We start from the raw sequence: 21,395 nt of genomic DNA on the forward strand, positions 1-21,395 counted from the left end.
GAGGCGGGATGGTACGCGTAACCGTGCGTTTTGGGAAGGGGTCTTATGTTGGAGTGTCGTCTTCCCGACCGCTGTTTGTACTGTTGTCGGCGGTGAAAACCGGTGCGGCATTGTCAGTCTGTGTCGCGTGCATGCGATGCATGCCGGTTGCCTGGTGGCGGGCGTCTTCCTCGCTGTGCAGGTAGCGACGGGTGGTCTGGATGCTGGCGTGGCGCAGGTTCTGACTGACCATTAGTAGCGGAATGCCAGCGTCCAGCTGATGGCTGGCAGCGGTGTGGCGCAGCCAGTGCGTACTGGCCTGCAGCAAGCGCTCGCGGGTTTCCTCGTTTGTGCAGCTGCTGGCGGCGCGGCGGAATATCTCCTGGCAGATCAGGTAGATTGCCTTGTCGCTGATGCCTCGGGCTTGCGTGTTGTGCTGGCCGGGAATGCGGCATAGCAAGGGCGTGGCTTCGGCATGCGCTGGCAATGGTGGTAGGCCCAGTGATTGGCGGTAGTGCGTCAGTGCGCTCAGTAATTCTTCAGAAACCGGGATGTCGGCAAGGCTGCCACCCTTGCCCCTTACGCGCCACCACCATTGTTGGCGGCGTTGGCTGAAGTCACCCATCTTGGCGGCGGCAACTTCCTGTCGGCGTGCGCCGGTAAGGTAGAGCAAGGTCAATAGCCAGCGGGCACGGGCGGCTTGTTGTTGTTCACGCCGGGTTTGCATGGGCAGTTTTGCCAGCGTGTCGAGGATGGCTTGCCAGGCTTGGTTGTCGAGAAAGCGCTCGATGGGGTGTGTATCCATGGTTTGGCGCTGGCGTAGTAGCTTGAAGGGGTTGCCACGGCGATAACCGGCTTCGCTCAGATAACTGAACAGCGCAGACAGGATGGTCAGGGCCTGACGAATGCTGCTGGGCTGCAAGGGGCCGGTGAAGGGCTTCCAGTGCGCGTGCTGGCGTGGGCGTGCCGGGCCGATCCAGCGCTCGGTAGGCCATGGTGCTTGCAAGAAGCGCTGGTAATCCAGTACATCCTCGCGCTGTACTTGCTGCAGTTGTTTGTGGCGGTCAGCCAGCCACAGCAAAAAGCGCTCGGTTTCCTTGCGGTAGCTGCGTAGCGTGGCGGGTCGGTCGATAAACTCGCTCAACCACAGCAATACGGCTTGTTGGTCGGACTGGGCGGCAATCAGTTGCGGGCCTGGCGGCAGAGCTGGAAGGTCATCGGACATGGTGCGCTGATTCTAGAAGCAGGCTGTGGTAGCGACAAGGCTTTTACATTGCCTGCACGGTTTGATGGGTCTGCTGGGTGGTAGCATGAGCTTCCTGTCATGGAGTGAGCGAGATGAAGCAGATTGCAAGTCGGCCAACCATTTTCATTACCGTGCCTTTGGCGCCCGCTTTGATGGCGCAGTTGTGCGCAGAGTTTGAATGCCTGTATGGCTGGGAATTGCAGGCCGAGCTGGTGGCCGGCGCGGCTTGGCCGGCAGTGCGTGCGGTGGTAACGACGGGTGGGGCCGGGGCACCGCGTCAGTTATTGCAGGCTTTGCCGGCGGTCGAATTGGTGGCGTGTGTGGGTGTGGGTTTTGATGCCATCGACCTGGACTATGCGCGCGAACATGGTATTGCCGTCACCACTACGCCGGGTGTGCTGGATAACTGCGTGGCTGATACGGCATTGGCCTTGTTGCTGGCGGTTTTTCGTCGGGTGGTGCAGGCCGATCGCTTTGTCCGCGCAGGTCATTGGCCGCATGGCGGGTTTCCGCTGACGCACAGCCTGGCTGGCAAGCGCTGCGGCATTGTCGGCTTGGGTAATATCGGGCGCGCCATTGCGCGTCGGGCCGAGGCATTTGGCATGGTGCTCAGTTATCACGGCCCCAGAGTCAAGGCGGATGTGGCCTACCACTACTATCCGGATCTGGCTGCGATGGCGGCTGAGGTGGATGTGTTGATGTTGGCGTTGCCTGGTGGTGCTGCCAGGCGCCACGTAGTGGATGGCAAGGTGCTGGATGCCTTGGGGCCGAATGGTGTGCTGATCAATATTGCGCGCGGCGCGGTGGTGGATCAGGCCGCGCTGGTGGAGCGGCTGTGCGATGGTCGGCTGGGTGGTGCCGGGCTGGATGTATTTGAAGATGAACCGAATGTGCCATCGGCCCTGTTTGGGCTGGAGAATGTGGTGCTTGCTCCGCACATGGCCAGTGCAACCGTGGAGACGCGTGCGGCCATGGCGCGGTTGATGCTGGATAATCTGCAGGCACACTTTGCCGGGCGGCCATTGTTAACCCCTTTGTCCTTGGCTTGATGCATATCAGATAGGCTGGCTTGAATTCTGCTGCCTTGCCCAGCTATAGAAGAGAAAGTGTTTGCCGTATTTTCAAGGGAAGCAGGGTGAGAGCAGATGCATGAAAAATCAAAAATACTGGTGGTGGATGATGTCCTGCTTACTCGCCGAATGATGAAGGCGGGCTTGGCGCATTGCTTTGATGTGCATGATGCGGAAAGTGGAGAGGAGGCCCTGTCAGTGCTGGCGGCATTGCAGCCGGCGGCTATTGTGCTGGATGTGGAGATGCAGCCGGGCATTGATGGTTTTGAAACGTGTCGGCGCATTCGGGAAGACAGCCGCTTTACCTATATTCCGATTGTGTTTGTATCGGCGCGTGAGGCGGTAGAGGACAGGCTGAGTGGCTATGAAGCTGGCGGTGAGGATTATATCGTCAAGCCATTTTCTGCGCTGGAGCTGGAGGCCAAGCTGCAGAGGCTGATTGACGCGGCGGCGGAGCGCCAGCGCTTGAATGGTCTGGCGCACGCTGCCAGCAGCGCAGCGATGACGGCAATGATCAGCATGAGTGAAATGGGGGCCTTGCTGGAGGTGATCAAGCAACTGGGTGCGGCTGCCAGTTTGCGGGAGTTGGCGGATGCTATGGTGGCGGGGCTGGGCTTGTATGGTCTGCAAGGTGGAGTGCAGGTGCGAAGCGTCGCAGGGGTGTTGACGCGCAGTAGTGATGGCGAGGCCAGCCCGCTGGAAGTCTCGGTATTGGATCATCTGGTAACGATGGGGCGGCTGGCACAGTTCAAAAACCGGATGGTGATCAACTTTCCTGCGGTGTCGCTCTTGGTGCGTGATATGCCGCAGGATGATGAGGAGCGTTGTGGTCGCTTGCGTGATCACCTGTCTATGCTGGCGGAGGCTGCCAATGTGCATGTCGAGTCGCTGGCGATGGTGGTTGAGGCGCGCCGCCGTGATGACCTGATTGTGCAGCTTGCCCTGCGCATGATGCAGACGCTGGGGGATGTGGACCGGGCTCAGCGGGATAATCTGGTGGCAGGGCGTATTGCGCTGGAGGGGATTCGGAAGCGGATAGATGAGGCGTGCGTTTCCATGTTGCTGACTAATTCGCAGGAAAGCCAGCTAAGCAGGGCGCTGGATGAGGGGATTGATGAGTTGTTGAGCTCGCAGTCGGATATCTCGGACTTGCAGGACTTGCTGTCGCGCATGGTGGTGGAGTTGCGCCAGGCATCGGGTGTGGTGCACTGAGGGCGTGGATTTGTGAATTGGCGGTATCTGGCAGGGTGGGCTGCCGGATGTTGAGTAAGGTGTGATTGGGACAAGCCCGGCATAAGTTGCCGGGCTTTTTTCATGCCTAGGGCAAATGTGAGGGTGATTTTCCAGTATTTATTGCGTGAAATTCGAGATTGATAATTCCGATAAGTACAGTAATCGGAAAAAATAGATGATTAACTGTAATAAAATTATGTAATACGTAATAAATAATATTTTACAAGTGTGATACACTCACTCAGTTCAATTTGGAGTGAGGTTGGGATGGCGGCTGATATTTACTCGCGCATCAGGCAGGTGGCGTTTGAGCTGGTCAGTGAAGGCGTGTGGCCCACGGTGGTGGAGGTGCGTTCTCGCCTGGGGACGGGGTCCAACACCACCATCAACAACACCTTGAAAGAGTGGCGGCAGGAATTTTTGTCACGCATGGCCAGCTCCTCGCGCCATCCGGAGTGGCCGGCTGGTTTGGCCGAGGCGTTTGGCATGATCTGGCAGAAGTCCTGCGAGGCGGCAGAGCAACAGTGGGAAACCATGCGCAGCGAAGCGGCTGCACAAGTGGCCGCTGCTGAGCAGGATAAAACCGCCTTGCAGGCACAGCTGGATGGGGTGGAGTCCGCTTTGCAGTCTGCCCTGCGTGAACTCGAACTACGTGCGCGGCACCAGCAGGAGCTGGAAAGCAAGCTGCAGGCGGCCGAGCAGCGCCAGGCATTGCTTGAGGCCAACTGTCTTGGTTTGAATGAGCAGTTGGAACAGGGGCGGCAATCCTTGCAGCAGCTGCGTCGCGAGGCTGACGAGCGTGTGGCTGAGTTGGAACAGCGCCACGATCAGCGCCTGCAGGCAGCCCGTCAGGAGGCTGAGCGACGTGAAACACTGGCTTATGAGCGCCTGGAAGGCCTGCGTGTCCGGCTGTATGAGCAGGTGGAAGAGGAGCGTCAAGCCATGAAGCTGGCTGCAGCGTCGTTGCAGGATGAGTTACAAGCGGTGCGTCAGCAGGCTGGCCGTACCGAACAGCAGTGGCGTGAGCGACTGGCCGAGCGCGACCGGGAGTCCGGCAAACAGGCGGCTAGGCTGGAGATGCTGGAGCAACGTAATGCTGAGTTGCAGCAGGCATCTGAGCGTCAGGCTGTACTCGGTGAGCAGGCTAGTGCGCGCCTGCTGGATATGGCGGGGGAAAATGCACGGCTGGCAAGTGAAATGTCAGCCGGCTTGGAGCGGCAGCTCATCCGGCTTGCCGCAGCCATGCACGACGCCAGGCAGGATTTGCTGGCGCTGGATGAGGCTGGCATGCGGGAGTGGGTTAGTCGTCAGTTGCAGCTGCCGCTGAGTTAAGGGGGATTGGTCGTAAAAAAACGGATGCGATGCATCCGTTTTTACGGTTGGGCTGCCATGGCTCAGAACAGGTGCGATAAGGCGCTGCAGATTTGCTCTAGGTAGCTGGCATCGATGGCATCAAACTGATCAAGCCGGCTGGAGTCAACATCGAGCACAGCGACAACTTCACCACTGGCATTGTGAATGGGTACGACAATTTCCGAGCGGGCACTGGATGAGCAGGCGATATGGCCGGGAAAAGCATCTACATCCGGTACCACCAGGGTTTGGTTTTGTGCCCAGGCGCTGCCGCATACGCCCTTGCCATGCGGGATGCGAGTACAGGCAATGGGCCCCTGAAATGGTCCAAGTACCAGCTCTGCATTTTTCACCAAGTAAAACCCGGTCCACAGCCAGTCAAAGGTGCTGTGCAGTGCAGCGCTCAGGTTGGCCAGGGCGGCGATCTGATCGTCTTCGTGTTGTACCAATGCCAGGGCCTGCGGCAGCAGGGTCTGGTATTTTTCTTCTTTGCTTTCGCCCTGAATGGTCAAATGTTCAGCCATGTCTTGCTCTGATGTGTAATTCAAGGCCGTCAGCATATCAGAATGCTGGCCATAAAAAGTGGCAATAAAAAACCCGGCTGGAAGCCGGGTTTTTTGTGCGGATCGGCAGATCCGGCTTTACATCATATGCTGACCACCATTGATGGCCAGGTTGGCACCGGTCATGAAACCAGCTACATCAGAGGCCAGATAGTTGATCAGGCCGGCGATTTCTTCCGGCTTGCCAAGGCGACCCACCGGGATGTTGGCGATAATCTTGTTGCGTACTTCTTCCGGTACGGCCATCACCATGTCGGTAGCGATATAGCCCGGAGAGATGGTGTTGACGGTAACACCCTTGCGTGCAACCTCTTGGGCCAGAGCCATGGTAAAGCCGTGCATGCCGGCCTTGGCGGCGGAGTAGTTGGTCTGACCGAACTGGCCTTTCTGGCCATTAATGGAAGAAATATTGATGATGCGGCCAAAACCGCGTTCTACCATGCCATCCAGTACCGGTTTCACCATATTGAACAGCGAATCCAGATTGGTCTTGATGACGGCGTCCCAGTCATCCTTGGTTTGTTTCTTGAAAGTGCCATCACGGGTAATGCCGGCATTGTTTACCAGTACGTCCACTGCGCCCACTTCTGCCTGTGCCTTGGCCAGCATGGCAGCGCATGCTGCGGTGTCGGTAACGTCGCATTGGTAGGCGTGGATGTCGGAAAAACCCATGCCCTTCATGTCGGCCAGCCAGGCTTGCTCCTTGCCCGGCTTGCTGTAAGTGGTGATGACGGTGTGGCCCGATTCGGCCAGAGCCTTACAAATGGCGGTTCCAATGCCGCCCATGCCTCCGGTTACGAGTGCGATACGTTTTGTCATGATGCTGGCTCCTTGTCTTTAGTTAGTGCGAAAGTCGCTGGTCTTGGTCTGGTATGTCTTTTTTCTTACCAGAATATGAGTCCGACAAGGAATTGTAAACAGCTTGGATGACAAAACGTTTTATGCCGATTGATTTAATAACTCATTGCACAAACGTTGGAGTAAATCCAGCCTTTGTGGTGATATTTTGCCATCGGCAGCGGCCTGCTTGATGGCGCAGTCCGGTTCCTTGCGGTGTGTGCAGTTGTGAAAGCGGCATTGGCCGATCAGTGGCCGCATTTCCGGGAAGTAATGCAGCAAGTCGCTGGCCTGCAAATGCTTGAGGCCGAATTCCTGCAGGCCGGGGGAGTCGATCAGGTCGCTGCCGTCTGATAGTTCTGTCAGGTGGTACAGCGTGGCGTGCGTGGTGGTGTGCCGACCGGAATCCAGCGCTTCGGAAATATCGCCGATGCGGGCATTGGCTTCGGGCAGCAGGGCATTGGTGAGGGTGGATTTGCCCATGCCGGATTGACCGACAAACACGCAGGTTTCGCCATCCAGCAGTGGTAGCAGCGGGCTCATGTCCTGTTTGGCAGACAGGGTGATCATCTTGTAGCCCAGTGCGGCATAAGGCTGCAGCTTACTGATGAGTGCGGTGGTTTCTGGCAGATCGGCTTTGTTGATCAGGATAACCGGATCGATATCAGCGGCTTCGGCGGCAATCAGGCAGCGGTTGAGCAATTCTTCACTGGGGCTGGGGACAGCGGCAATCACAAACAGGATGCGGCTGACGTTTGCCGCAATGACCTTGGTTTTCCACTCATCCTGGCGGTACAGCAGGCTGCTGCGCGGCAGGCTTTCCTCGATGACAGCCTGTTCCTTATTCTGGATCAGGATTTCCACCCGGTCGCCACAGGCAAAGTCCACGCGCTTGCCACGGGTGGAGCAGCCGTAGGTCTGGCCTTCGGCCTCAACGATAAAACGGCGGCCATGACTGCGGATGATTTGTCCGATGGCTGCTCTCATGCGCGTCCTTGCAGTGCTTCGGTTTTGGCGGCACAGATGAAGTCGTTAAGGGTAAGGCCGCTGGCATCATGGGTGCTGAAGTGCACCACGGCCCGGTTGTAATGTACCGACAGGTCCGGGTGGTGGTCTTCCTGATGGGCAATCCAGGCCAGGGCATTCACAAAGGCCATGGTTTGGTAGTAGTCAGCAAAACGGAAAGTCTTGCACAGTTCGATGCCCTTGATTTCCCAGTCGGGCAGGGTGGCAAGAAACTGGTTGATGGTGCTGGCATCCAGCGGGCTTTTGCCGTGCTGGGCTTCGCAATGCAATTGAAGCAGATTCATGTGCGGGCTCCTTTCAGGTGGGCGATGCGCAGGCTCGCCGGAGGGTGGGAGTCGTAAAAAGCGGAGTGCAATGGGTCCGGGGTCAGCGTGGATGCATTGTCACGGTAAAGTTTTACCAGGGCGTCAATCAGATGCTGGGCATCGGCCTGGCTGGCGGCAAAGCTGTCCGCTTCGTATTCATGACGGCGCGACATCAGGCTGGACAAGGGTGTCAGCGGGAAGGTGAAGGCCGGTACGGCCATGAAGAACAGAATCAAGGCCATGGCGGTGCTGGAGGCGTGGACGCCGAGTGCGGCATAAAACCAGTCGGCATGCAGTAGCTGGCCCAGGATAAACAGGAAACCCAGCGACAGCGCAAAGGCAAAGCTGATGCGTTTGACGATATGTTTGCGCTTGAAGTGGCCCAGTTCGTGAGCCAGTACAGCTTCAATTTCTTCCGCGCCCAGTTGCTTGAGCAGGGTATCGAAAAACACGATGCGCTTGGCGCTGCCAAAACCGGTGAAGTAGGCATTGCCGTGGCTGGAGCGGCGCGAGCCATCCATCACGAACACGCCCTGGCTGGTAAAGCCGGTGCGCGCAAGCAAGGCCTCGATGCGCTGCTTGAGTGCCAGGTCTTCCAACGGGCTGAAGCGGTTGAACAGCGGCGCAATCAGGGTGGGGTAGAGCGCCACCATCAACAGCTGAAAGGCCGACCATACCAGCCATACCCACAGCCACCACTGTGGCCCGGCCTGTGCCATCAGCCACAGCACCAGCGCCAGCAAGGGCAGGCCGATGATGGCGCCAATCAGGCTGCCCTTGATCAGGTCGAGCACGAACATGCGCAAGGTCATTTTGTTGAAGCCGTAGCGGGCTTCAATGCGGAACGTGCTATACAGCGAAATGGGCAGGCTGATGGCGGAGCTGATGATGGTAACCGCAATCACCAGCAGCATGCCGTCGAGCATGGGGCTGGCATGCAGTTGCTGGATCTGCCTACTGATCCAGTCCAGTCCGCCGCCCAGTGTCAGGCAGAGGATCAGGCCGGTATCGATGACCGCCGACAACAGGCCCAGGCGGGTCTTGGCCATGCTGTAGTCGGCAGCATGCTGGTGCTGCTGCAGGGTGATGGCATCAGCAAATTCAACGGGTACATGGCGGCGGTGTGCGGCAATGTGGCGAATGTGGCGCAAGCCCAGCCACAGCTTGAGCACAAGGGTGGTAGCCAGTGCGGCCAGAAACAGGATGCGGAATGCCTCAGTCATGATTTACGCAGGTGGGTTTGCCGCAAGCGCAGCAATGAAGGAAAATAGGCGGATTCGTAAAGATTGGACAGTATGGCACAAGATCAGAACAACCTCATCTGGCTCGACATGGAAATGACCGGGCTGAACCCTGAAACCGACCGCATCATCGAAGTGGCGATGATTGCCACTGACAGCCAGCTCAATATCCTGGGCCAGTCGCCGGTATTGGTGATTCACCAGCCGGACAGTGTGCTGGATGCGATGGATGACTGGAACAAGAATACCCATGGTAAGAGCGGCCTGATTGACAAGGTGAAGGCATCCACCTTGAGCGAAGCCGAGGCAGAAGCCACACTGCTGGCCTTCATGGCCGAGCATGTACCGGCACGTACTACGCCGATGTGTGGCAACACCATTCATCAGGATCGTCGTTTTATGGTGCGCTGGATGCCGCAGCTGGAAGAGTATTTCCACTACCGCAATCTGGATGTTTCCACCCTCAAGGAATTGTGCAAGCGCTGGAAGCCCGAAGTGGCGCGCGGCGTGGTGAAACGTGGCAAGCACGAGGCGCTGGCGGATATCGAAGAGTCTATCGAAGAGTTGAAATATTACCGCGAGCACTTCATCAAGTTGTGATGTAGTGCTGTCGCTACAAATGGTAGTATGCAGGTTGCCAGGGGACGCGAGTCCCCTTTTCCTTGGTGCATGCGCGCCCGTGCTGGCGTGTGCAGACTTGCCGAATTGAATCCCCATTTTTGATTGCAGCCATTTCATCATCATGTTTGACGACAGCAAAGCCGGTATCAACCACAGCCCGGTATGGGCCCGACTCCACCAGCATCAGCGTGCCACCCGCTTCATGCAGATGCGCGAACTGTTTCAGGCTGATCCGCAGCGCTTCGAGCGCTTTTCCCTGCAACTGGATGGCCTGCTGCTGGATTATTCGAAAAACCGCATCACCGAGCGCACGCTGGAGCTGCTGATCGACCTGGCGCATGAGGCGGATCTGCCGGTCTGGATGCAGCGCATGCGCAGCGGCGAGCGTATCAATGTCAGTGAAAAACGGGCGGTGCTGCACACGGCACTGCGCCTGCCGGCAACGGCGACATTGCTGCTGGATGGCCAAGACGTGGTGCCGGCAGTCCATGATGTGCTGCGGCGCATGCAAGCATTTACCGATCAGGTGCGCAGCGGACAGTGGCTGGGCTATACCGGCAAGCCCATTCGCAATGTGGTGAACCTGGGGATAGGTGGTTCCGACCTGGGGCCGCTGGTGGTGCAAGAAGCCATGTCGGCCTATGCCCATCCGGATCTGGCCGTTCATTTTGTTTCCAATGTTGATGGTCAGCATATTGCCCGCACGCTGGAGCGGCTTGATCCGGCCACCACGCTGTTCGTGATTGCATCCAAATCGTTTACCACCCCGGAAACCCTGCTTAATGCCGCTGCGGCCAAGGCCTGGTTTCTGCAGGCTGGCAGTCAGGCGGATGTCGCGCGCCATTTTGTTGCGGTGTCGACTAATGCGCCCGCTGTTGCGGCCTTTGGCATCGATACCGAACACATGTTCGGCTTCTGGGACTGGGTGGGTGGGCGTTATTCGGTATGGTCTGCCATCGGTCTGCCGGTGATGCTGGCGGTGGGTTATGACAATTTTCGCCAGTTTCTGGATGGCGGACATGCAATGGACGAGCATTTCTTCAGTGCACCGCTGCAGCAAAACATGCCGGTGCTGTTGGCGCTGATCGGCATCTGGTACAACACCTTCTACCAGGCGCATACCCACGCCATCATGCCCTACGACCACGGCCTGCGCCGCCTGCCAGCCCATATCCAGCAACTGGACATGGAGTCCAATGGCAAGCGGGTGGGGCGCTTTGGCGAGCTGCTGGATTTCGACACCGGCCCGGTAATCTGGGGCGAGGAAGGTGCCAATAGCCAGCACGCCTTTTTCCAGCTGTTGCATCAGGGTACCCGGCTGGTGCCTTGTGACTTTATCGTCCCGATGAACGGCCATTACGGATTGGAGCAACAACACCGTGTGCTGGTGGCTAATTGTTTTGCCCAGGCCGAGGCGCTGATGCGCGGCAAGAGCGAGGCGGAAGTCATGGCCGAGCTGCCGATGCTGTCCGGCGAAGAGCTGGACATGCTGCTGCCGCAGAAGTTGTTTCCCGGCAATCAGCCTTCCAATACCATTGCGCTGGATAAGGTGACACCTTACACCCTGGGCATGCTGATGGCGCTGTATGAGCACAAGGTGTTTGTGCAAGGCGTGATCTGGGGAATCAATTCTTTTGATCAATGGGGCGTGGAATATGGCAAGCAACTGGCGCGGCGCATCTTGCCGGAGCTGGATGCGACAGCGGAGGCCTCGGCAGCGCATGACAGCTCCACGCTGGGGTTGATCCGTCATTTCAGGAAAACGCATGAATGAACAATTGACTGTGCTGGCCTCCCGGCTGGGGGAGCAGCTACTGCGGCGGGGCGAAACTATTGCCACGGCAGAATCCTGCACCGGCGGCATGATTGCCACCGCACTGACCGATATTGCGGGTAGCTCGGCCTGGTTTGGCTATGGCATGGTCAGCTACAGCAATCAGGCCAAGCAGGATTTGCTGGGTGTCAGCGCCGTTACGCTGGAGGCATATGGTGCGGTCAGCGAGGCCGTGGTGCGGGAAATGGCGGTCGGTGCGCGTGAACGTGCTGCAGCAGACTGGGCCGTGGCCGTGTCCGGTATTGCCGGGCCGGGTGGTGGTTCTGCGGACAAGCCTGTGGGTACGGTATGGCTGGCCATTGCCGGGCCTGATGATGCGGGCAGGGCATTTGTCTGTCATTTTCCGGGCGACCGTGCCGCAGTGCGCTTGCAGACTGCGCAGGCGGCATTAACCGCCGTGCTGGATGCCATGGATGCCCAGCCCCTGCGTGCCTGAGTGCCGCTGGCAAAATGCAAAAGGGAGCCATTGGCTCCCTTTTTGATGAGCGCGACAGGGCTACTGCTGGCGCAACCAGTCGCTGGTGTGACGTATCAGCTGATAGGCAACTGACAACTGGGCTGGTATGGCGGGCAAGGTGTCGATGTGATACCAGCCGGCATCTTCAATCTCGCCTGGCTGCGGGCGGATGTCGCCGCCATCGTACTCGGCGGTAAACGCCAGCATCAGCGAGTGCGGGAAGGGCCAGGATTGCGAGCAGACATAGCGCAGATTTTTCACGCGTACGCCCACTTCTTCCTGGGTTTCACGATGTACGCATTGCTCCACGGTTTCTCCGGGTTCGACAAAACCGGCCAGGGCACTGTAAATGCCGGGCAGGAAGTGTGGACTGCGCGCCAGGAGTAATTCCTTGCCACGATAAACCGCCACCATCATGGCTGGTGACAGGCGCGGGTAGTAAAGCTGACCGCAAGCAGGGCAGCTTTTGCCCTGGTCGTGGCTGTGCTGCAGCAAGGGGCTGGCGCAATGGCCGCAAAAACGGTGCGTGTGCTGAAACTGGCGTAGCTGGGCAGCGCGGGCGATGCCGGCAGTCTGCTCTGGCGGCAGGGCCATCAGGGCTGCGCGCAAGGGTAGCCATTCGCAATCTGCCGGTGCAGGGCCGATCAGGTCGGCTGCGTACAGATTGCAGCCCTGCTGCTGGTCGATGAACAGGCGATTGGCCAGTGGCCAGTGGCGGGCGGCATCGGTGGGCAGGGCCTGGTTTTGCAGCAGCAGGCGTGGTCCGTCAAAAATGCACCAGCGGGTCGGAAGATCGGGATTGAAGTGTTCTGGCAGTTCGAGCGGCATGATCGGGCTTTGGAGAGCTAAGCCGCCAGTGTAGCCGCTGTGCCGTGACATTGTCTGCTGCCAGGCCTGGGGCTGGGCTAAATATTTGCGGCAAATAAGTGAGCAGGCCGGGCTTGCTGATGCAGATCAAGCCCGGTGCCGGGTTTCAATCGCGCTGGTCATGCATCCAGTAGGCGCTTTGACGACGTACCACTTCGGACAGCGAGCCACTGTCGCGATAGACATCGCGCAGCCACTGACTGTCGGACTGGCGTTTGAGCGTGCGCTCGCGCAGTGTCGCCAGTTCGGCTTCGCAGCCCAGCGCGCTGGCATCTGCCTGCAGGCTGCCGAGCGTGGCCAGCAAATCGTCCTGCAGGCTGGACTGCTGCCCGGCGCTGTCATTCACTAGCACACCATCAAAGCCGAAGCGACAGGCCTGAAAGCGGTTGTAGCTATAGGTTAGGTAGCGCTCTGGCCGGATGTCATGCCAATCATCCTCCAGGCAGCGGCGTGCCAGCATTTGGGCGTAAGCGGCCAGCAGGGTGGGCGTAACGATGTCCAGCGGCGTATCGCAGATGCGGATTTCCACCGTGCCATATTCGGGTTTGGGGCGGATATCCCAGTAAAAATCCTTCATGCTGGCGACGATGCCCAGTCGTGCCATGTCCTGAAAATAATCGTTGAACTGATCCCAGTTTTCCACGCCGGGCATGCAGCCGGATAGCGGGAAGGCATTGACGCTGGTCAGGCGGGAAGTCTGGAATAGCGTGTCCATACCCTGATAAAAGGGAGATGACGCCGACAGGGCAATGAAGTGGGGAATATAGCGCGCCAGATAATGGCTCAGGCGGATGGCGCTGTCACCGTCCGGGCAGCCGATGTGAATGTGTTGGCCATAAACGGTGAACTGCTTGGCCAGATAGCCATACAGCTCGGAAACCAGCTGATAGCGGGCCTTGGGGTAGATCTGCTGCTCGCTCCAGTGCTGGAAAGGGTGGGAACCGCCGCCCGCCAGGCCAAGGTTCAGCTTCTCGGCGCTGCTTACCAACAACTGGCGGATGGCTTGCAGCTCCTGCAGCATGCTGGCGCTGCCCTGGTGGATGGCGGTGCCGATTTCAATCATGCCCTGGGTGATTTCCGGCTTGATGTCATAGCCGTGGGCTTGGCGGTTTACCAGCAGCAGCAAGTCATCCGAGCCACGGGTCAGATTGTAGTCGCGGCGGTTGACGATCATCAGTTCCAGTTCCACGCCCAGGGTCAGCGGGGTGCTGTTATTGAATTCCAGCATGTTATTGCTCCTTGCAGATGTCGCCGGTCTGTTGCAGGGCGAGGCGGCACAGCCAGGGTCCGGCCAGTTCGCTGATCAGCAGTACCGCCATCATGCTGGCCGCAGCATTGCCGGCCTGGGTGCCAAGCGCCAGCGTACCCATGCTAAACAGCATGGCGCTGCCGCCGGATAGCGGGTTGAGTGCCAGTCCCAGCCACAAGCCACGACGACGGGTGAGGCAGTTTGCCGGTGCCATCAAAAACCAGAACAGCATGGCAATGCTGCTGCGTAACAACAGATAGCCCAATGCCAGCGGCCATTGGCTGGCCAATGCCTGCGGCTGCAGCCAGGCACCCGCTGCCACGAAAAAGGCGACAAAGAAAAAGTGGCTGCCGGTTAGCAGGCCGGGTTCGCTGACGGCTTCGCCGCCGCGCAGATTGCGGGTGGCCAGGCCGAAAACCAGCAAGGCCAGCGAGGGCAGGGTGCCGAGCATGACGGCCAGGCCCACCAACAGGGCGATCAGCCCAAATAGCATTGCAGTTTGGTGCTGGCGCTGATGACCCAGCCAATGGTTGAGGGCGATGGCCAGCAAGCCGGCCAGCAGGCCCAGCAGGCTGGAACCCAAAATCAGCCAGGCTGGGGTGAGCAGACTGTCTTCCAGTGGGTGATTGTCAATCAAGTGTGCCGAGCCCAGCGTAATGGCAAAGGCCAGCAAGGACAGCAGGCTGGACAGGGCGGTGGCCGTAGCCAGCCGGTCGCTGACCTGACCTTCGGCCCGGCCTTCGTGCAGCATCTCCAGAATGACGATGGGCGAGGTGGCCATGCCAATGGCGGCCATGCTGGCGCTGCTCTGCCAGTCGAGCCCGGCTTGGGACAGCAAGGCACTCAAAGCGGCAAACACAATCAGGCAGTAGCTCAGCGTACTGAGCAGCAAGGTGCGCTCGCTGCGCAGCCAGCGCAGATCAACCCGGCGTCCGCTTTCAAACAGCGCCAGGCCCAGGGCCAGGTTGACAAACAGGTCGGCAGCGCGCAGCAGGTCTACGTCCAGTACATGCAGACTGGCTGGGCCGATAATCAGCCCGATCAGTACGTAGCCGGTCATGGCGGGCAGGCGGGCAATGCGGTTGGCGATTTGGCCGCCTATTACACCCAGCGTCAGCAGGATGCCAAAGGCGGCAAGCGGGTTCAGCACAATGTGCTGCCATGGAAAATGAGGCATAGGCGTCTCCGTGGTCTGTGGGTCGGGTCTGCGTGGGCAGGGGCAAGGCCGGGAGTGGCGCTGGACGATAAAGCCGGTTGGAACGCGTAAAAACAGGATTTGCTCAATCAGAGACTGCTGATTTAGCAGCAGGGTTCCGCATTGCTGCTGATTTCTACCGGCTAAGCAGGCAGTGCAATCACGCTGCAATCATGAAAAACGGCCCGAGAGCGGGCCGTTGGATGGACAGTGAGGGGCTGTTTAGTGCCTGTCACGGCTGAACCAAAGCAGGTGGCAACCCAGCAATACCCCCATGCCGCATAGCGCCAGTACATAGTGCGCAGGTGCCAGCGGATTGCTTTTCATCCATAGCGTTACCGCCATCGGTGTCAGACCGCCGAAGATGGCATAGGACAGATTGTAGGAAAAGGACAGGCCGGTGAAGCGAACCGCAGGCGGGAAGGCGCGCACCATGACGTAGGGCACGGCACCGACAATGCCCACGCTCAATCCGGTCAGTGTGTAGAGGGCATACAGCTGACTGCTGTCGATGGCGATGGTTGTATAGAAATGATGACTGCTTGCTCCCAGTAGCAGGCTGCCCAGAATGAAGGTAAGACCGCTGCCCAGGCGATCGATGATGCGGCCAGCCAGAATGCAGCCGACGATCAGGGCCAGCGTGGCCAGGCTGTTTGCTTTTAGGCTGGTGGCGGCGGCAATGCCGAACTGCTTTTGCAGATAGGCCGGTGTCATCAGAATGACTACCACAATGGCTGCAGACAGCAGCCAGGTGAGCAGCATGGATACAACGACGGCATGCCGGTGTTGCTGCAGCACAGTCTTTAGCGGTAGTTCATCGGCCAGTGCTTTCTTGGCCTGCATTTCGGCAAACACCGGAGTTTCCTCCAGCCATTGGCGCAGGTACATGGCGATCAGGCCGAAAATGCCACCAATCAGAAAGGGGAGTCGCCATGCCCAAGTGGCAATCTGGGTTGGGGTGAAGCTGCTGTTGATGAGTGTGGCCAGCAGGGAGCCCAGCAGGATGCCAGCAGTCAGGCCGGCGGTCAGTGTGCCGCAGGCATAGCCGGTGTGGCGGGCAGGGACGTGTTCTGCCACAAAAACCCAGGCGCCCGGCACCTCGCCGCCAATGGCCGCACCCTGCAAGATGCGCAAGGCCAGTAGTGCCAGCGGGGCGGCAATGCCGATGCTGGCATAGGTGGGCAGCATACCCATCAGCAGGGTGGGGACGGCCATCAAGACGATGGACAGGGTAAACATGCGCTTGCGTCCCAGCTTGTCACCAAAGTGGGCCATGACAATGCCGCCCAGCGGGCGGGCCAGATAACCGGCAGCAAAGATGCCGAAGGTTTGAAACTGACGCAGCCAGTCCGGCATGTCGGGCGGGAAGAACTGCTGGCCGATGACCAGGGCAAAAAACACAAAGATGATGAAGTCGTAAAACTCCAGTGCGCCGCCTAGTGCGGCGAGGGCCAGCGTGCGGTAATCCTGGCGGGTGAGTGGGCGCGGGGCTGCCTGTCCGGCCTGTTTGTAGTACGGAATCATGCGTGTTCTCTATGGTGGATGAGTGCAGTGGCCGATCTGCGTCGGCATGCTGCTTGCAGGTGCAAATGGAGAATACGGGACGGAAGATGGGCAAGGCAATGAGAAAAGATGCCGCGTGGCGGCATCTAATTGCGTAATTTAAAATTTTAAATGAATAAAGTTTTTCCAGAATAAGAAAAACTTCAAGTTTGCTGTGTTTTTATGCTAGCCGTGTGATTGCAGCCTAGTCAGTGTGTCGGCGGCTTCGTGCATGATGCGCTCGAACAGTTGCTGCACGCTGGGGATATCGTCAATCAGCCCCTGCACCTGGCCGATCAGTTGCACCCCTTGCTGGTGATTGCCCTCTTCAATGGCCAGGCGGATGGATTCGGTGGCAGCGCCAAACAGCGCCAGCTGGCGCAACTCCTGCGGTTTTTGCAGCATGCCGCCCAGCGCAACTTTCAAGACTGGCATGCCCATCTTGCGGGCGATGGCACTGGCTTTCCAGGCGGCTGCCAGCAGATTCATCGGCTTGCGGGTGGCGGCGCGGGCGGTGGGGGTGTCCATCATGCGGCACCACAGGCCGTCGAAATTGCGCGAGTACAAAGTATCGGCCACGCTGCGCTGGCGGATCATCTCCTTGCTGGTGGCATGTACCGGGCTTTCCTGCGTCATCGCCAGGCGGCTGCCCATGGCCACGGCATCCGCTCCCAGCGCCAGGGCCGCCATCAGCCCGGCACCGCTGCCAAAACCACCGGCCGCTATGATGGGCAGTGAGCTTACCTTGCGGATGGCCGGGATCAGCACCAGCGAAGTGACTTCGCCGCCATGTGCGGCGGCTTCGTGGCCGGTGACCAGCAAGCCGTCCACGCCAGCTTTCTCTGCAGAAATAGCATGTTTCTCGGTGACGACGGTAGCAATCACCTTGCCGCCGTAAGCATGTGCGGCCTTAACGATCCAGTCACCCTTGCCTAGCGAGAAGTTAATCACAGCCACCTGCTCTTGCAAGGCAACTTCGCAGTTTTCGCGCGCCCCCGGCATCATCAGCGTGCAGCCGATGCCGAAAGGCTTGTCGGTCAGTTCACGGATGCGGCGGATGGCGGCGCGGGTCTGTTCTGGCGTGAGCGGGCCGGTGGCCAGAATGCCCAGTCCCCCTGCATTGGCGGTAGCCGCTACCAGCTCGGGAGTGGCGATATAGCTCATGCCAGGGCAGGCGAGTGGCAAGCGTACGCCAAAGGTTTCGGTAAAGCGGGTTTGCATGATGGTAACCGGGCGGGTGGTTTACAATGTGGAGCTATTGTTCAGGCTTTTTCCGAAAATTTCAAACGGTTGTTTGATTATGTATATGGTATTGATTGGCTGGCTCTACGTGATAATGATGCTGGCCGTTGCACAGAACAGCTTGTGGGCAACGTTTTCCATTCTGTTTTTCTTGGGTTTTCTGCCCACACTGTTTATTGCAAGAATGACACGGCGCAAACTGCGAAAACGGCAGGAATTGGCCCGTGAGCAAGCAAATGCAGGCAAGTCGCTTGAGTGAGCCTGTGCTGTGGTGCTAGAATCTTGCGTCCTCTACATTGGGTAGGGGAATAAACTACGCACATCCGTGCCAAAGGGTGCCGTCAATATTTTGATACTGACGGTTGTCTGCGCGGATGGAGGCTTAACCCTTTAAGGAGTTTTTGCATGTCCACCAACGTTACCATGCGTCAAATGCTTGAGGCCGGTGTTCACTTCGGCCACCAAACCCGTTTCTGGAACCCGAAGATGGCTCAGTACATCTTTGGCAGCCGCAACAAGATCCACATCATCAACCTGGAAAAGACGCTGCCGCTGTTTATCGGCGCCCAGGAATATGTGCGTCGTCTGGCCGCCAACAAGGGTACCGTAATGTTTGTTGGTACCAAGCGTCAGGCACGTGAGATCGTCCGTGAAGAAGCCGCTCGCGCTGGCATGCCGTTTGTTGATCACCGCTGGCTCGGCGGTATGCTGACCAACTACAAGACCGTGAAGCAGTCCATCAAGCGTCTTGAAGAGAAGCGTGCCATCCTGGAAGGCGCTGACATGGGTTACAACAAGAAAGAACTGTTGGACCTGCAACGCGAAGTTGACAAACTGGAACGCTCGCTGGGCGGTATCAAAGATATGAAGGGCCTGCCGGACGCCATCTTCGTTATCGACACTGGCTACCAGAAAGGTACCATTGTTGAAGCCAAGAAACTGGGCATCCCGGTTATCGGCGTTGTTGATACCAACAACTCCCCGGACGGCATCGACTACGTAGTTCCGGGTAACGATGACTCCAGTCGCGCTATCCGCCTGTACGCTCGCGGCATCGCCGACGCCGTACTGGAAGGCCGCGCTCAGTCGCTGCAAGAAGTCGTAGCCGCTGCTGAAACGGCCCAGGCTGAGTAAGCAGACTCGAAAGGGGGCGCAAGCCCCTTTTTTTAGACCTGATTACCTTACGTATCGAATACAGGAGTTACAAGCATGGCGGAAATTACCGCAAAAATGGTTTCGGATCTGCGCGCTGCTACCGGCCTGGGCATGATGGAGTGCAAAAAAGCCCTGGTTGAAGCTGAGGGCGACGCTGCCAAAGCCGAAGAAATTCTGCGCATCAAGTCCGGTAACAAGGCTTCCAAGATGGCTGGCCGTCTGGCTGCCGAAGGTATCATCGGTTCCTACGTGGCTGGTGGCGTTGGCGCCCTGGTTGAAGTGAACTGTGAAACCGACTTTGTTGCCAAAGACCCGACCTTCCTGGCACTGGCTGCTGCTGCTGCCCAGGCTGCTGCAACTGCGAACCCGGCTGATATTGAAGCCCTGTCCGCTGTTGAAGTAGATGGCGTGTCCGTAGAAGAAATCCGCAAGGCTGCTATCGCCAAGCTGGGTGAGAACATGACCATCCGTCGTTTCGTGCGTTACGAAACCGACGGCACCATCGCCACCTATCTGCACGGTGCCAAGATCGGCGTCATCGTTGATCTGAAGGGTGACGAAGCGCTGGGTCGCGATATCGCCATGCATATCGCTGCATCCAAGCCGATCTGTGTTTCCAAGGATCAGGTTCCGGCCGAAACCCTGGAGCAAGAGCGCAAGATCTACACTGCACAAGCTGCCGAATCCGGCAAGCCGGCTGATATCGTTGCCAAGATGGTAGAAGGCCGCGTCAACAAGTTCCTGGCCGAAGTGACCCTGGTGGGTCAGCCTTTCGTCAAGAACCCGGACGTGACTGTAGAAAAACTGCTGGCTGAAAAATCTGCTTCCGTTAATGCATTCGCCATGTTTGTTGTTGGCGAAGGCATCGAGAAGAAGGTTGTAGACTATGCTGCTGAAGTGGCTGCTGCTGCCAAGCTGTAAGTCTGACAAGACTGTATGATCGAACGGCACCCTGCCTGCAGGGTGCCGTTTTGCAAACTGAATGCCCCAAAACACCCAACTCGAGGTTACCATGAGCCAAGCTCCTTCCTACAAACGCATTCTGCTCAAGCTGTCCGGTGAGGCCCTGATGGGCGACGATAACTACGGCATCAACCGCTCGACCATCGAGCAGATCGTTGGTCAGATCAAGGAAGTGGTAGAGCTGGGCGTGCAGGTGGGTATCGTGATTGGTGGTGGCAACATCTTCCGTGGCGTTTCCAGTGCGGCCAGCGGCATGGATCGCGCTACTGCCGATTACATGGGCATGATGGCTACGGTGATGAATGCACTGGCGCTGAAGGATGCCATGGGCAAGGTTGGCCTGGTGGCGCGCGTGCAGTCCGCACTTACCATGCAGCAAATTGCCGAGCCCTATGTACGCGGCAAGGCCATGCAATACCTGGAAGAGGGCAAGGTGGTGATTTTTGGTGCCGGTACCGGCAACCCCTTCTTTACCACTGATACCGCTGCTGCGCTGCGTGGCATGGAAATGAATGTCGACATCATGCTGAAAGCCACCAAGGTGGATGGCGTGTACACCGACGACCCGAAAAAAAATCCCGATGCTGTGCGCTACCAGACCTTGACTTTTGATGAGGCTATTGGCCGCAATCTGAAGGTGATGGATGCCACCGCCTTTGCACTGTGCCGTGACCAGCACCTGAATATCAAGGTGTTCAGCATCTTCAAGCAGGGCGCGCTAAAGCGCGTAGTGCTTGGCGAAGACGAAGGCACGCTGGTACACTGCTGAGCTTGACGAATACCAAGGGGCGGAAACGGCTGGAAGCCGCTTTCCGCCTTGTTTTTCAAAGTACAGATTTTTGGAGCAAGCATGATTAATGAAGTCAAGAAATCCGCCGAGCAGAAGATGACCAAGACTCTGGAGGCGTTCAAGACCGACCTGACTAAAGTGCGTACGGGTCGCGCCCATACCGGCATTCTTGATCATGTCATGGTCGACTACTACGGTAGCGATGTGCCGGTTAATCAGGTGGCTAATGTCAGCCTGATTGATTCCCGCACCATCGGCGTGCAGGCTTGGGAAAAGAACATGGCTGCCAAGATCGAAAAAGCGATCCGCGATTCTGATCTGGGCCTGAATCCGGCGTCCATGGGTGAGATCATCCGTGTGCCGATGCCGATGCTGACCGAAGAACGCCGTCGTGACCTGATCAAGGTGGTGAAGAGCGAGGCTGAAGGTGCTCGCGTGGCTGTGCGCAATATCCGCCGCGATGCCAACAATGACTTCAAGAACCTGCTCAAGGACAAGTCCATTACCGAGGACGAAGAGCGTCGCAGTCAGGACGACATCCAGAAAATGACCGACAAGTTCATTGCCGAAATCGACAAGGCACTGGCGGGCAAAGAAGCAGACCTGATGGCGGTATAAAGGAAATAG

The 21,395-nt window shown here is 58.2% G+C and carries 22 protein-coding genes; 11 read left to right on the plus strand and 11 right to left on the minus strand.

Annotated features, from left to right (window positions below):
• Nucleotides 1-43: 43 nt before the first annotated feature.
• On the minus strand, nucleotides 44-1,204 hold the full coding sequence (locus ACODR9_RS00550) for a tyrosine-type recombinase/integrase (protein WP_488807051.1): 1,161 nt from the start codon (nucleotides 1,202-1,204) through the stop codon (nucleotides 44-46).
• A 113-nt stretch (nucleotides 1,205-1,317) separates the two neighbouring features.
• On the opposite strand from ACODR9_RS00550, the gene ACODR9_RS00555 reads away from it, so the two are divergent.
• The 3 genes from ACODR9_RS00555 (at nucleotide 1,318) to ACODR9_RS00565 (ending at nucleotide 4,860) form a co-directional block, all read left to right on the plus strand.
• Nucleotides 1,318-2,274, plus strand: a complete 957-nt coding sequence (locus ACODR9_RS00555; RefSeq protein ID WP_488807052.1) for a 2-hydroxyacid dehydrogenase — start codon at nucleotides 1,318-1,320, stop codon at nucleotides 2,272-2,274.
• 96 nt (nucleotides 2,275-2,370) lie between these two features.
• On the plus strand, nucleotides 2,371-3,507 hold the full coding sequence (locus tag ACODR9_RS00560) for a response regulator (protein ID WP_488807053.1): 1,137 nt from the start codon (nucleotides 2,371-2,373) through the stop codon (nucleotides 3,505-3,507).
• Between the two features lie 288 nt (nucleotides 3,508-3,795).
• Nucleotides 3,796-4,860 (plus strand): DNA-binding protein, encoded by a 1,065-nt coding sequence (locus ACODR9_RS00565; RefSeq protein ID WP_488807054.1) that lies wholly within the window; start codon nucleotides 3,796-3,798, stop codon nucleotides 4,858-4,860.
• 62 nt (nucleotides 4,861-4,922) lie between these two features.
• On the opposite strand, the gene ACODR9_RS00570 is transcribed toward ACODR9_RS00565, so the two are convergent.
• From ACODR9_RS00570 to ACODR9_RS00590, 5 genes are all read right to left on the minus strand, one after another.
• Nucleotides 4,923-5,405: a GAF domain-containing protein gene (locus ACODR9_RS00570; protein ID WP_488807055.1), complete on the minus strand. Its 483-nt coding sequence runs from the start codon at nucleotides 5,403-5,405 to the stop codon at nucleotides 4,923-4,925.
• A gap of 117 nt (nucleotides 5,406-5,522) precedes the next feature.
• Nucleotides 5,523-6,263 carry an acetoacetyl-CoA reductase gene (phbB, locus tag ACODR9_RS00575; protein WP_488807056.1) on the minus strand — a complete coding sequence of 247 codons (741 nt, stop codon included), beginning with the start codon at nucleotides 6,261-6,263 and terminating at the stop codon, nucleotides 5,523-5,525.
• 120 nt (nucleotides 6,264-6,383) lie between these two features.
• Nucleotides 6,384-7,268 carry a ribosome small subunit-dependent GTPase A gene (rsgA, locus tag ACODR9_RS00580; protein WP_488807057.1) on the minus strand — a complete coding sequence of 295 codons (885 nt, stop codon included), beginning with the start codon at nucleotides 7,266-7,268 and terminating at the stop codon, nucleotides 6,384-6,386.
• Nucleotides 7,265-7,591: a 4a-hydroxytetrahydrobiopterin dehydratase gene (locus tag ACODR9_RS00585; RefSeq protein ID WP_488807058.1), complete on the minus strand. Its 327-nt coding sequence runs from the start codon at nucleotides 7,589-7,591 to the stop codon at nucleotides 7,265-7,267. The genes rsgA and ACODR9_RS00585 overlap by 4 nt, the downstream gene beginning before the upstream one ends.
• A complete protein-coding gene (locus tag ACODR9_RS00590) occupies nucleotides 7,588-8,835 on the minus strand; it encodes a M48 family metallopeptidase (protein WP_488807059.1) in 1,248 nt (415 codons plus the stop codon). Before ACODR9_RS00590 ends, ACODR9_RS00585 begins: the two co-directional genes overlap by 4 nt.
• A 72-nt stretch (nucleotides 8,836-8,907) precedes the next feature.
• Here ACODR9_RS00590 and orn point away from each other — a divergent pair, with 72 nt between their 5' ends.
• The 3 genes from orn (at nucleotide 8,908) to ACODR9_RS00605 (ending at nucleotide 11,744) form a co-directional block, all read left to right on the plus strand.
• Nucleotides 8,908-9,453 (plus strand): oligoribonuclease, encoded by a 546-nt coding sequence (gene orn / locus ACODR9_RS00595; RefSeq protein WP_488807060.1) that lies wholly within the window; start codon nucleotides 8,908-8,910, stop codon nucleotides 9,451-9,453.
• A gap of 142 nt (nucleotides 9,454-9,595) precedes the next feature.
• On the plus strand, nucleotides 9,596-11,248 hold the full coding sequence (gene pgi, locus ACODR9_RS00600; protein ID WP_488807061.1) for a glucose-6-phosphate isomerase: 1,653 nt from the start codon (nucleotides 9,596-9,598) through the stop codon (nucleotides 11,246-11,248).
• Entirely contained in the window at nucleotides 11,241-11,744 is a 504-nt protein-coding gene (locus tag ACODR9_RS00605; protein ID WP_488807062.1) for a CinA family protein, read from the plus strand. Before pgi ends, ACODR9_RS00605 begins: the two co-directional genes overlap by 8 nt.
• Before the next feature lie 60 nt (nucleotides 11,745-11,804).
• Here ACODR9_RS00605 and nudC read toward each other — a convergent pair whose 3' ends face one another.
• The 5 genes from nudC to ACODR9_RS00630 form a co-directional block, all read right to left on the minus strand.
• A complete protein-coding gene (nudC, locus tag ACODR9_RS00610; protein WP_488807063.1) occupies nucleotides 11,805-12,593 on the minus strand; it encodes an NAD(+) diphosphatase in 789 nt (262 codons plus the stop codon).
• Between the two features lie 145 nt (nucleotides 12,594-12,738).
• Entirely contained in the window at nucleotides 12,739-13,860 is a 1,122-nt protein-coding gene (locus ACODR9_RS00615; protein ID WP_488807064.1) for a YbdK family carboxylate-amine ligase, read from the minus strand.
• Nucleotide 13,861: 1 nt separating this feature from the next.
• Complete coding sequence (locus ACODR9_RS00620) at nucleotides 13,862-15,058, minus strand: cation:proton antiporter (RefSeq protein WP_488807065.1); 1,197 nt, start codon at nucleotides 15,056-15,058, stop codon at nucleotides 13,862-13,864.
• A gap of 240 nt (nucleotides 15,059-15,298) precedes the next feature.
• A complete protein-coding gene (locus tag ACODR9_RS00625) occupies nucleotides 15,299-16,600 on the minus strand; it encodes an MFS transporter (RefSeq protein ID WP_488807066.1) in 1,302 nt (433 codons plus the stop codon).
• Between the two features lie 204 nt (nucleotides 16,601-16,804).
• Complete coding sequence (locus ACODR9_RS00630; protein WP_488807067.1) at nucleotides 16,805-17,839, minus strand: NAD(P)H-dependent flavin oxidoreductase; 1,035 nt, start codon at nucleotides 17,837-17,839, stop codon at nucleotides 16,805-16,807.
• On the opposite strand from ACODR9_RS00630, the gene ACODR9_RS00635 reads away from it, so the two are divergent.
• The 5 genes from ACODR9_RS00635 (at nucleotide 17,838) to frr (ending at nucleotide 21,386) form a co-directional block, all read left to right on the plus strand.
• Nucleotides 17,838-18,119 (plus strand): hypothetical protein, encoded by a 282-nt coding sequence (locus ACODR9_RS00635; RefSeq protein ID WP_488807068.1) that lies wholly within the window; start codon nucleotides 17,838-17,840, stop codon nucleotides 18,117-18,119. The genes ACODR9_RS00630 and ACODR9_RS00635 overlap by 2 nt on opposite strands.
• 146 nt (nucleotides 18,120-18,265) lie before the next feature.
• Nucleotides 18,266-18,994, plus strand: coding sequence for a 30S ribosomal protein S2 (rpsB, locus tag ACODR9_RS00640; RefSeq protein WP_488807069.1), 729 nt, complete (start codon nucleotides 18,266-18,268; stop codon nucleotides 18,992-18,994).
• A gap of 75 nt (nucleotides 18,995-19,069) precedes the next feature.
• The gene (gene tsf / locus ACODR9_RS00645; protein WP_488807070.1) at nucleotides 19,070-19,936 is read left to right on the plus strand and encodes a translation elongation factor Ts; all 867 of its coding nucleotides are present in this window, start codon (nucleotides 19,070-19,072) and stop codon (nucleotides 19,934-19,936) included.
• A 91-nt stretch (nucleotides 19,937-20,027) separates the two neighbouring features.
• Nucleotides 20,028-20,747: a UMP kinase gene (gene pyrH / locus ACODR9_RS00650; RefSeq protein WP_488807071.1), complete on the plus strand. Its 720-nt coding sequence runs from the start codon at nucleotides 20,028-20,030 to the stop codon at nucleotides 20,745-20,747.
• A gap of 81 nt (nucleotides 20,748-20,828) precedes the next feature.
• Nucleotides 20,829-21,386 carry a ribosome recycling factor gene (gene frr, locus ACODR9_RS00655; protein ID WP_488807072.1) on the plus strand — a complete coding sequence of 186 codons (558 nt, stop codon included), beginning with the start codon at nucleotides 20,829-20,831 and terminating at the stop codon, nucleotides 21,384-21,386.
• Nucleotides 21,387-21,395: the final 9 nt, after the last annotated feature.

This window comes from Aquitalea sp. FG25, assembly GCF_057809375.1.

What these genes read in the sequence shown, in the direction of transcription:
- ACODR9_RS00585 (WP_488807058.1), bottom strand. Translation starts at nt 7,591, where the DNA reads ATGAATCTGCTTCAATTGCATTGCGAAGCCCAGCACGGCAAAAGCCCG.
- orn (WP_488807060.1), top strand. Translation starts at nt 8,908, where the DNA reads ATGGCACAAGATCAGAACAACCTCATCTGGCTCGACATGGAAATGACC.
- nudC (WP_488807063.1), bottom strand. Translation starts at nt 12,593, where the DNA reads ATGCCGCTCGAACTGCCAGAACACTTCAATCCCGATCTTCCGACCCGC.
- rpsB (WP_488807069.1), top strand. Translation starts at nt 18,266, where the DNA reads ATGTCCACCAACGTTACCATGCGTCAAATGCTTGAGGCCGGTGTTCAC.
- ACODR9_RS00550 (WP_488807051.1), bottom strand. Translation starts at nt 1,204, where the DNA reads ATGTCCGATGACCTTCCAGCTCTGCCGCCAGGCCCGCAACTGATTGCC.
- ACODR9_RS00630 (WP_488807067.1), bottom strand. Translation starts at nt 17,839, where the DNA reads ATGCAAACCCGCTTTACCGAAACCTTTGGCGTACGCTTGCCACTCGCC.
- ACODR9_RS00555 (WP_488807052.1), top strand. Translation starts at nt 1,318, where the DNA reads ATGAAGCAGATTGCAAGTCGGCCAACCATTTTCATTACCGTGCCTTTG.
- ACODR9_RS00590 (WP_488807059.1), bottom strand. Translation starts at nt 8,835, where the DNA reads ATGACTGAGGCATTCCGCATCCTGTTTCTGGCCGCACTGGCTACCACC.
- rsgA (WP_488807057.1), bottom strand. Translation starts at nt 7,268, where the DNA reads ATGAGAGCAGCCATCGGACAAATCATCCGCAGTCATGGCCGCCGTTTT.
- ACODR9_RS00615 (WP_488807064.1), bottom strand. Translation starts at nt 13,860, where the DNA reads ATGCTGGAATTCAATAACAGCACCCCGCTGACCCTGGGCGTGGAACTG.
- ACODR9_RS00565 (WP_488807054.1), top strand. Translation starts at nt 3,796, where the DNA reads ATGGCGGCTGATATTTACTCGCGCATCAGGCAGGTGGCGTTTGAGCTG.
- pgi (WP_488807061.1), top strand. Translation starts at nt 9,596, where the DNA reads ATGTTTGACGACAGCAAAGCCGGTATCAACCACAGCCCGGTATGGGCC.
- phbB (WP_488807056.1), bottom strand. Translation starts at nt 6,263, where the DNA reads ATGACAAAACGTATCGCACTCGTAACCGGAGGCATGGGCGGCATTGGA.
- tsf (WP_488807070.1), top strand. Translation starts at nt 19,070, where the DNA reads ATGGCGGAAATTACCGCAAAAATGGTTTCGGATCTGCGCGCTGCTACC.
- ACODR9_RS00620 (WP_488807065.1), bottom strand. Translation starts at nt 15,058, where the DNA reads ATGCCTCATTTTCCATGGCAGCACATTGTGCTGAACCCGCTTGCCGCC.
- frr (WP_488807072.1), top strand. Translation starts at nt 20,829, where the DNA reads ATGATTAATGAAGTCAAGAAATCCGCCGAGCAGAAGATGACCAAGACT.
- pyrH (WP_488807071.1), top strand. Translation starts at nt 20,028, where the DNA reads ATGAGCCAAGCTCCTTCCTACAAACGCATTCTGCTCAAGCTGTCCGGT.
- ACODR9_RS00605 (WP_488807062.1), top strand. Translation starts at nt 11,241, where the DNA reads ATGAATGAACAATTGACTGTGCTGGCCTCCCGGCTGGGGGAGCAGCTA.
- ACODR9_RS00635 (WP_488807068.1), top strand. Translation starts at nt 17,838, where the DNA reads ATGATGGTAACCGGGCGGGTGGTTTACAATGTGGAGCTATTGTTCAGG.
- ACODR9_RS00570 (WP_488807055.1), bottom strand. Translation starts at nt 5,405, where the DNA reads ATGGCTGAACATTTGACCATTCAGGGCGAAAGCAAAGAAGAAAAATAC.
- ACODR9_RS00560 (WP_488807053.1), top strand. Translation starts at nt 2,371, where the DNA reads ATGCATGAAAAATCAAAAATACTGGTGGTGGATGATGTCCTGCTTACT.
- ACODR9_RS00625 (WP_488807066.1), bottom strand. Translation starts at nt 16,600, where the DNA reads ATGATTCCGTACTACAAACAGGCCGGACAGGCAGCCCCGCGCCCACTC.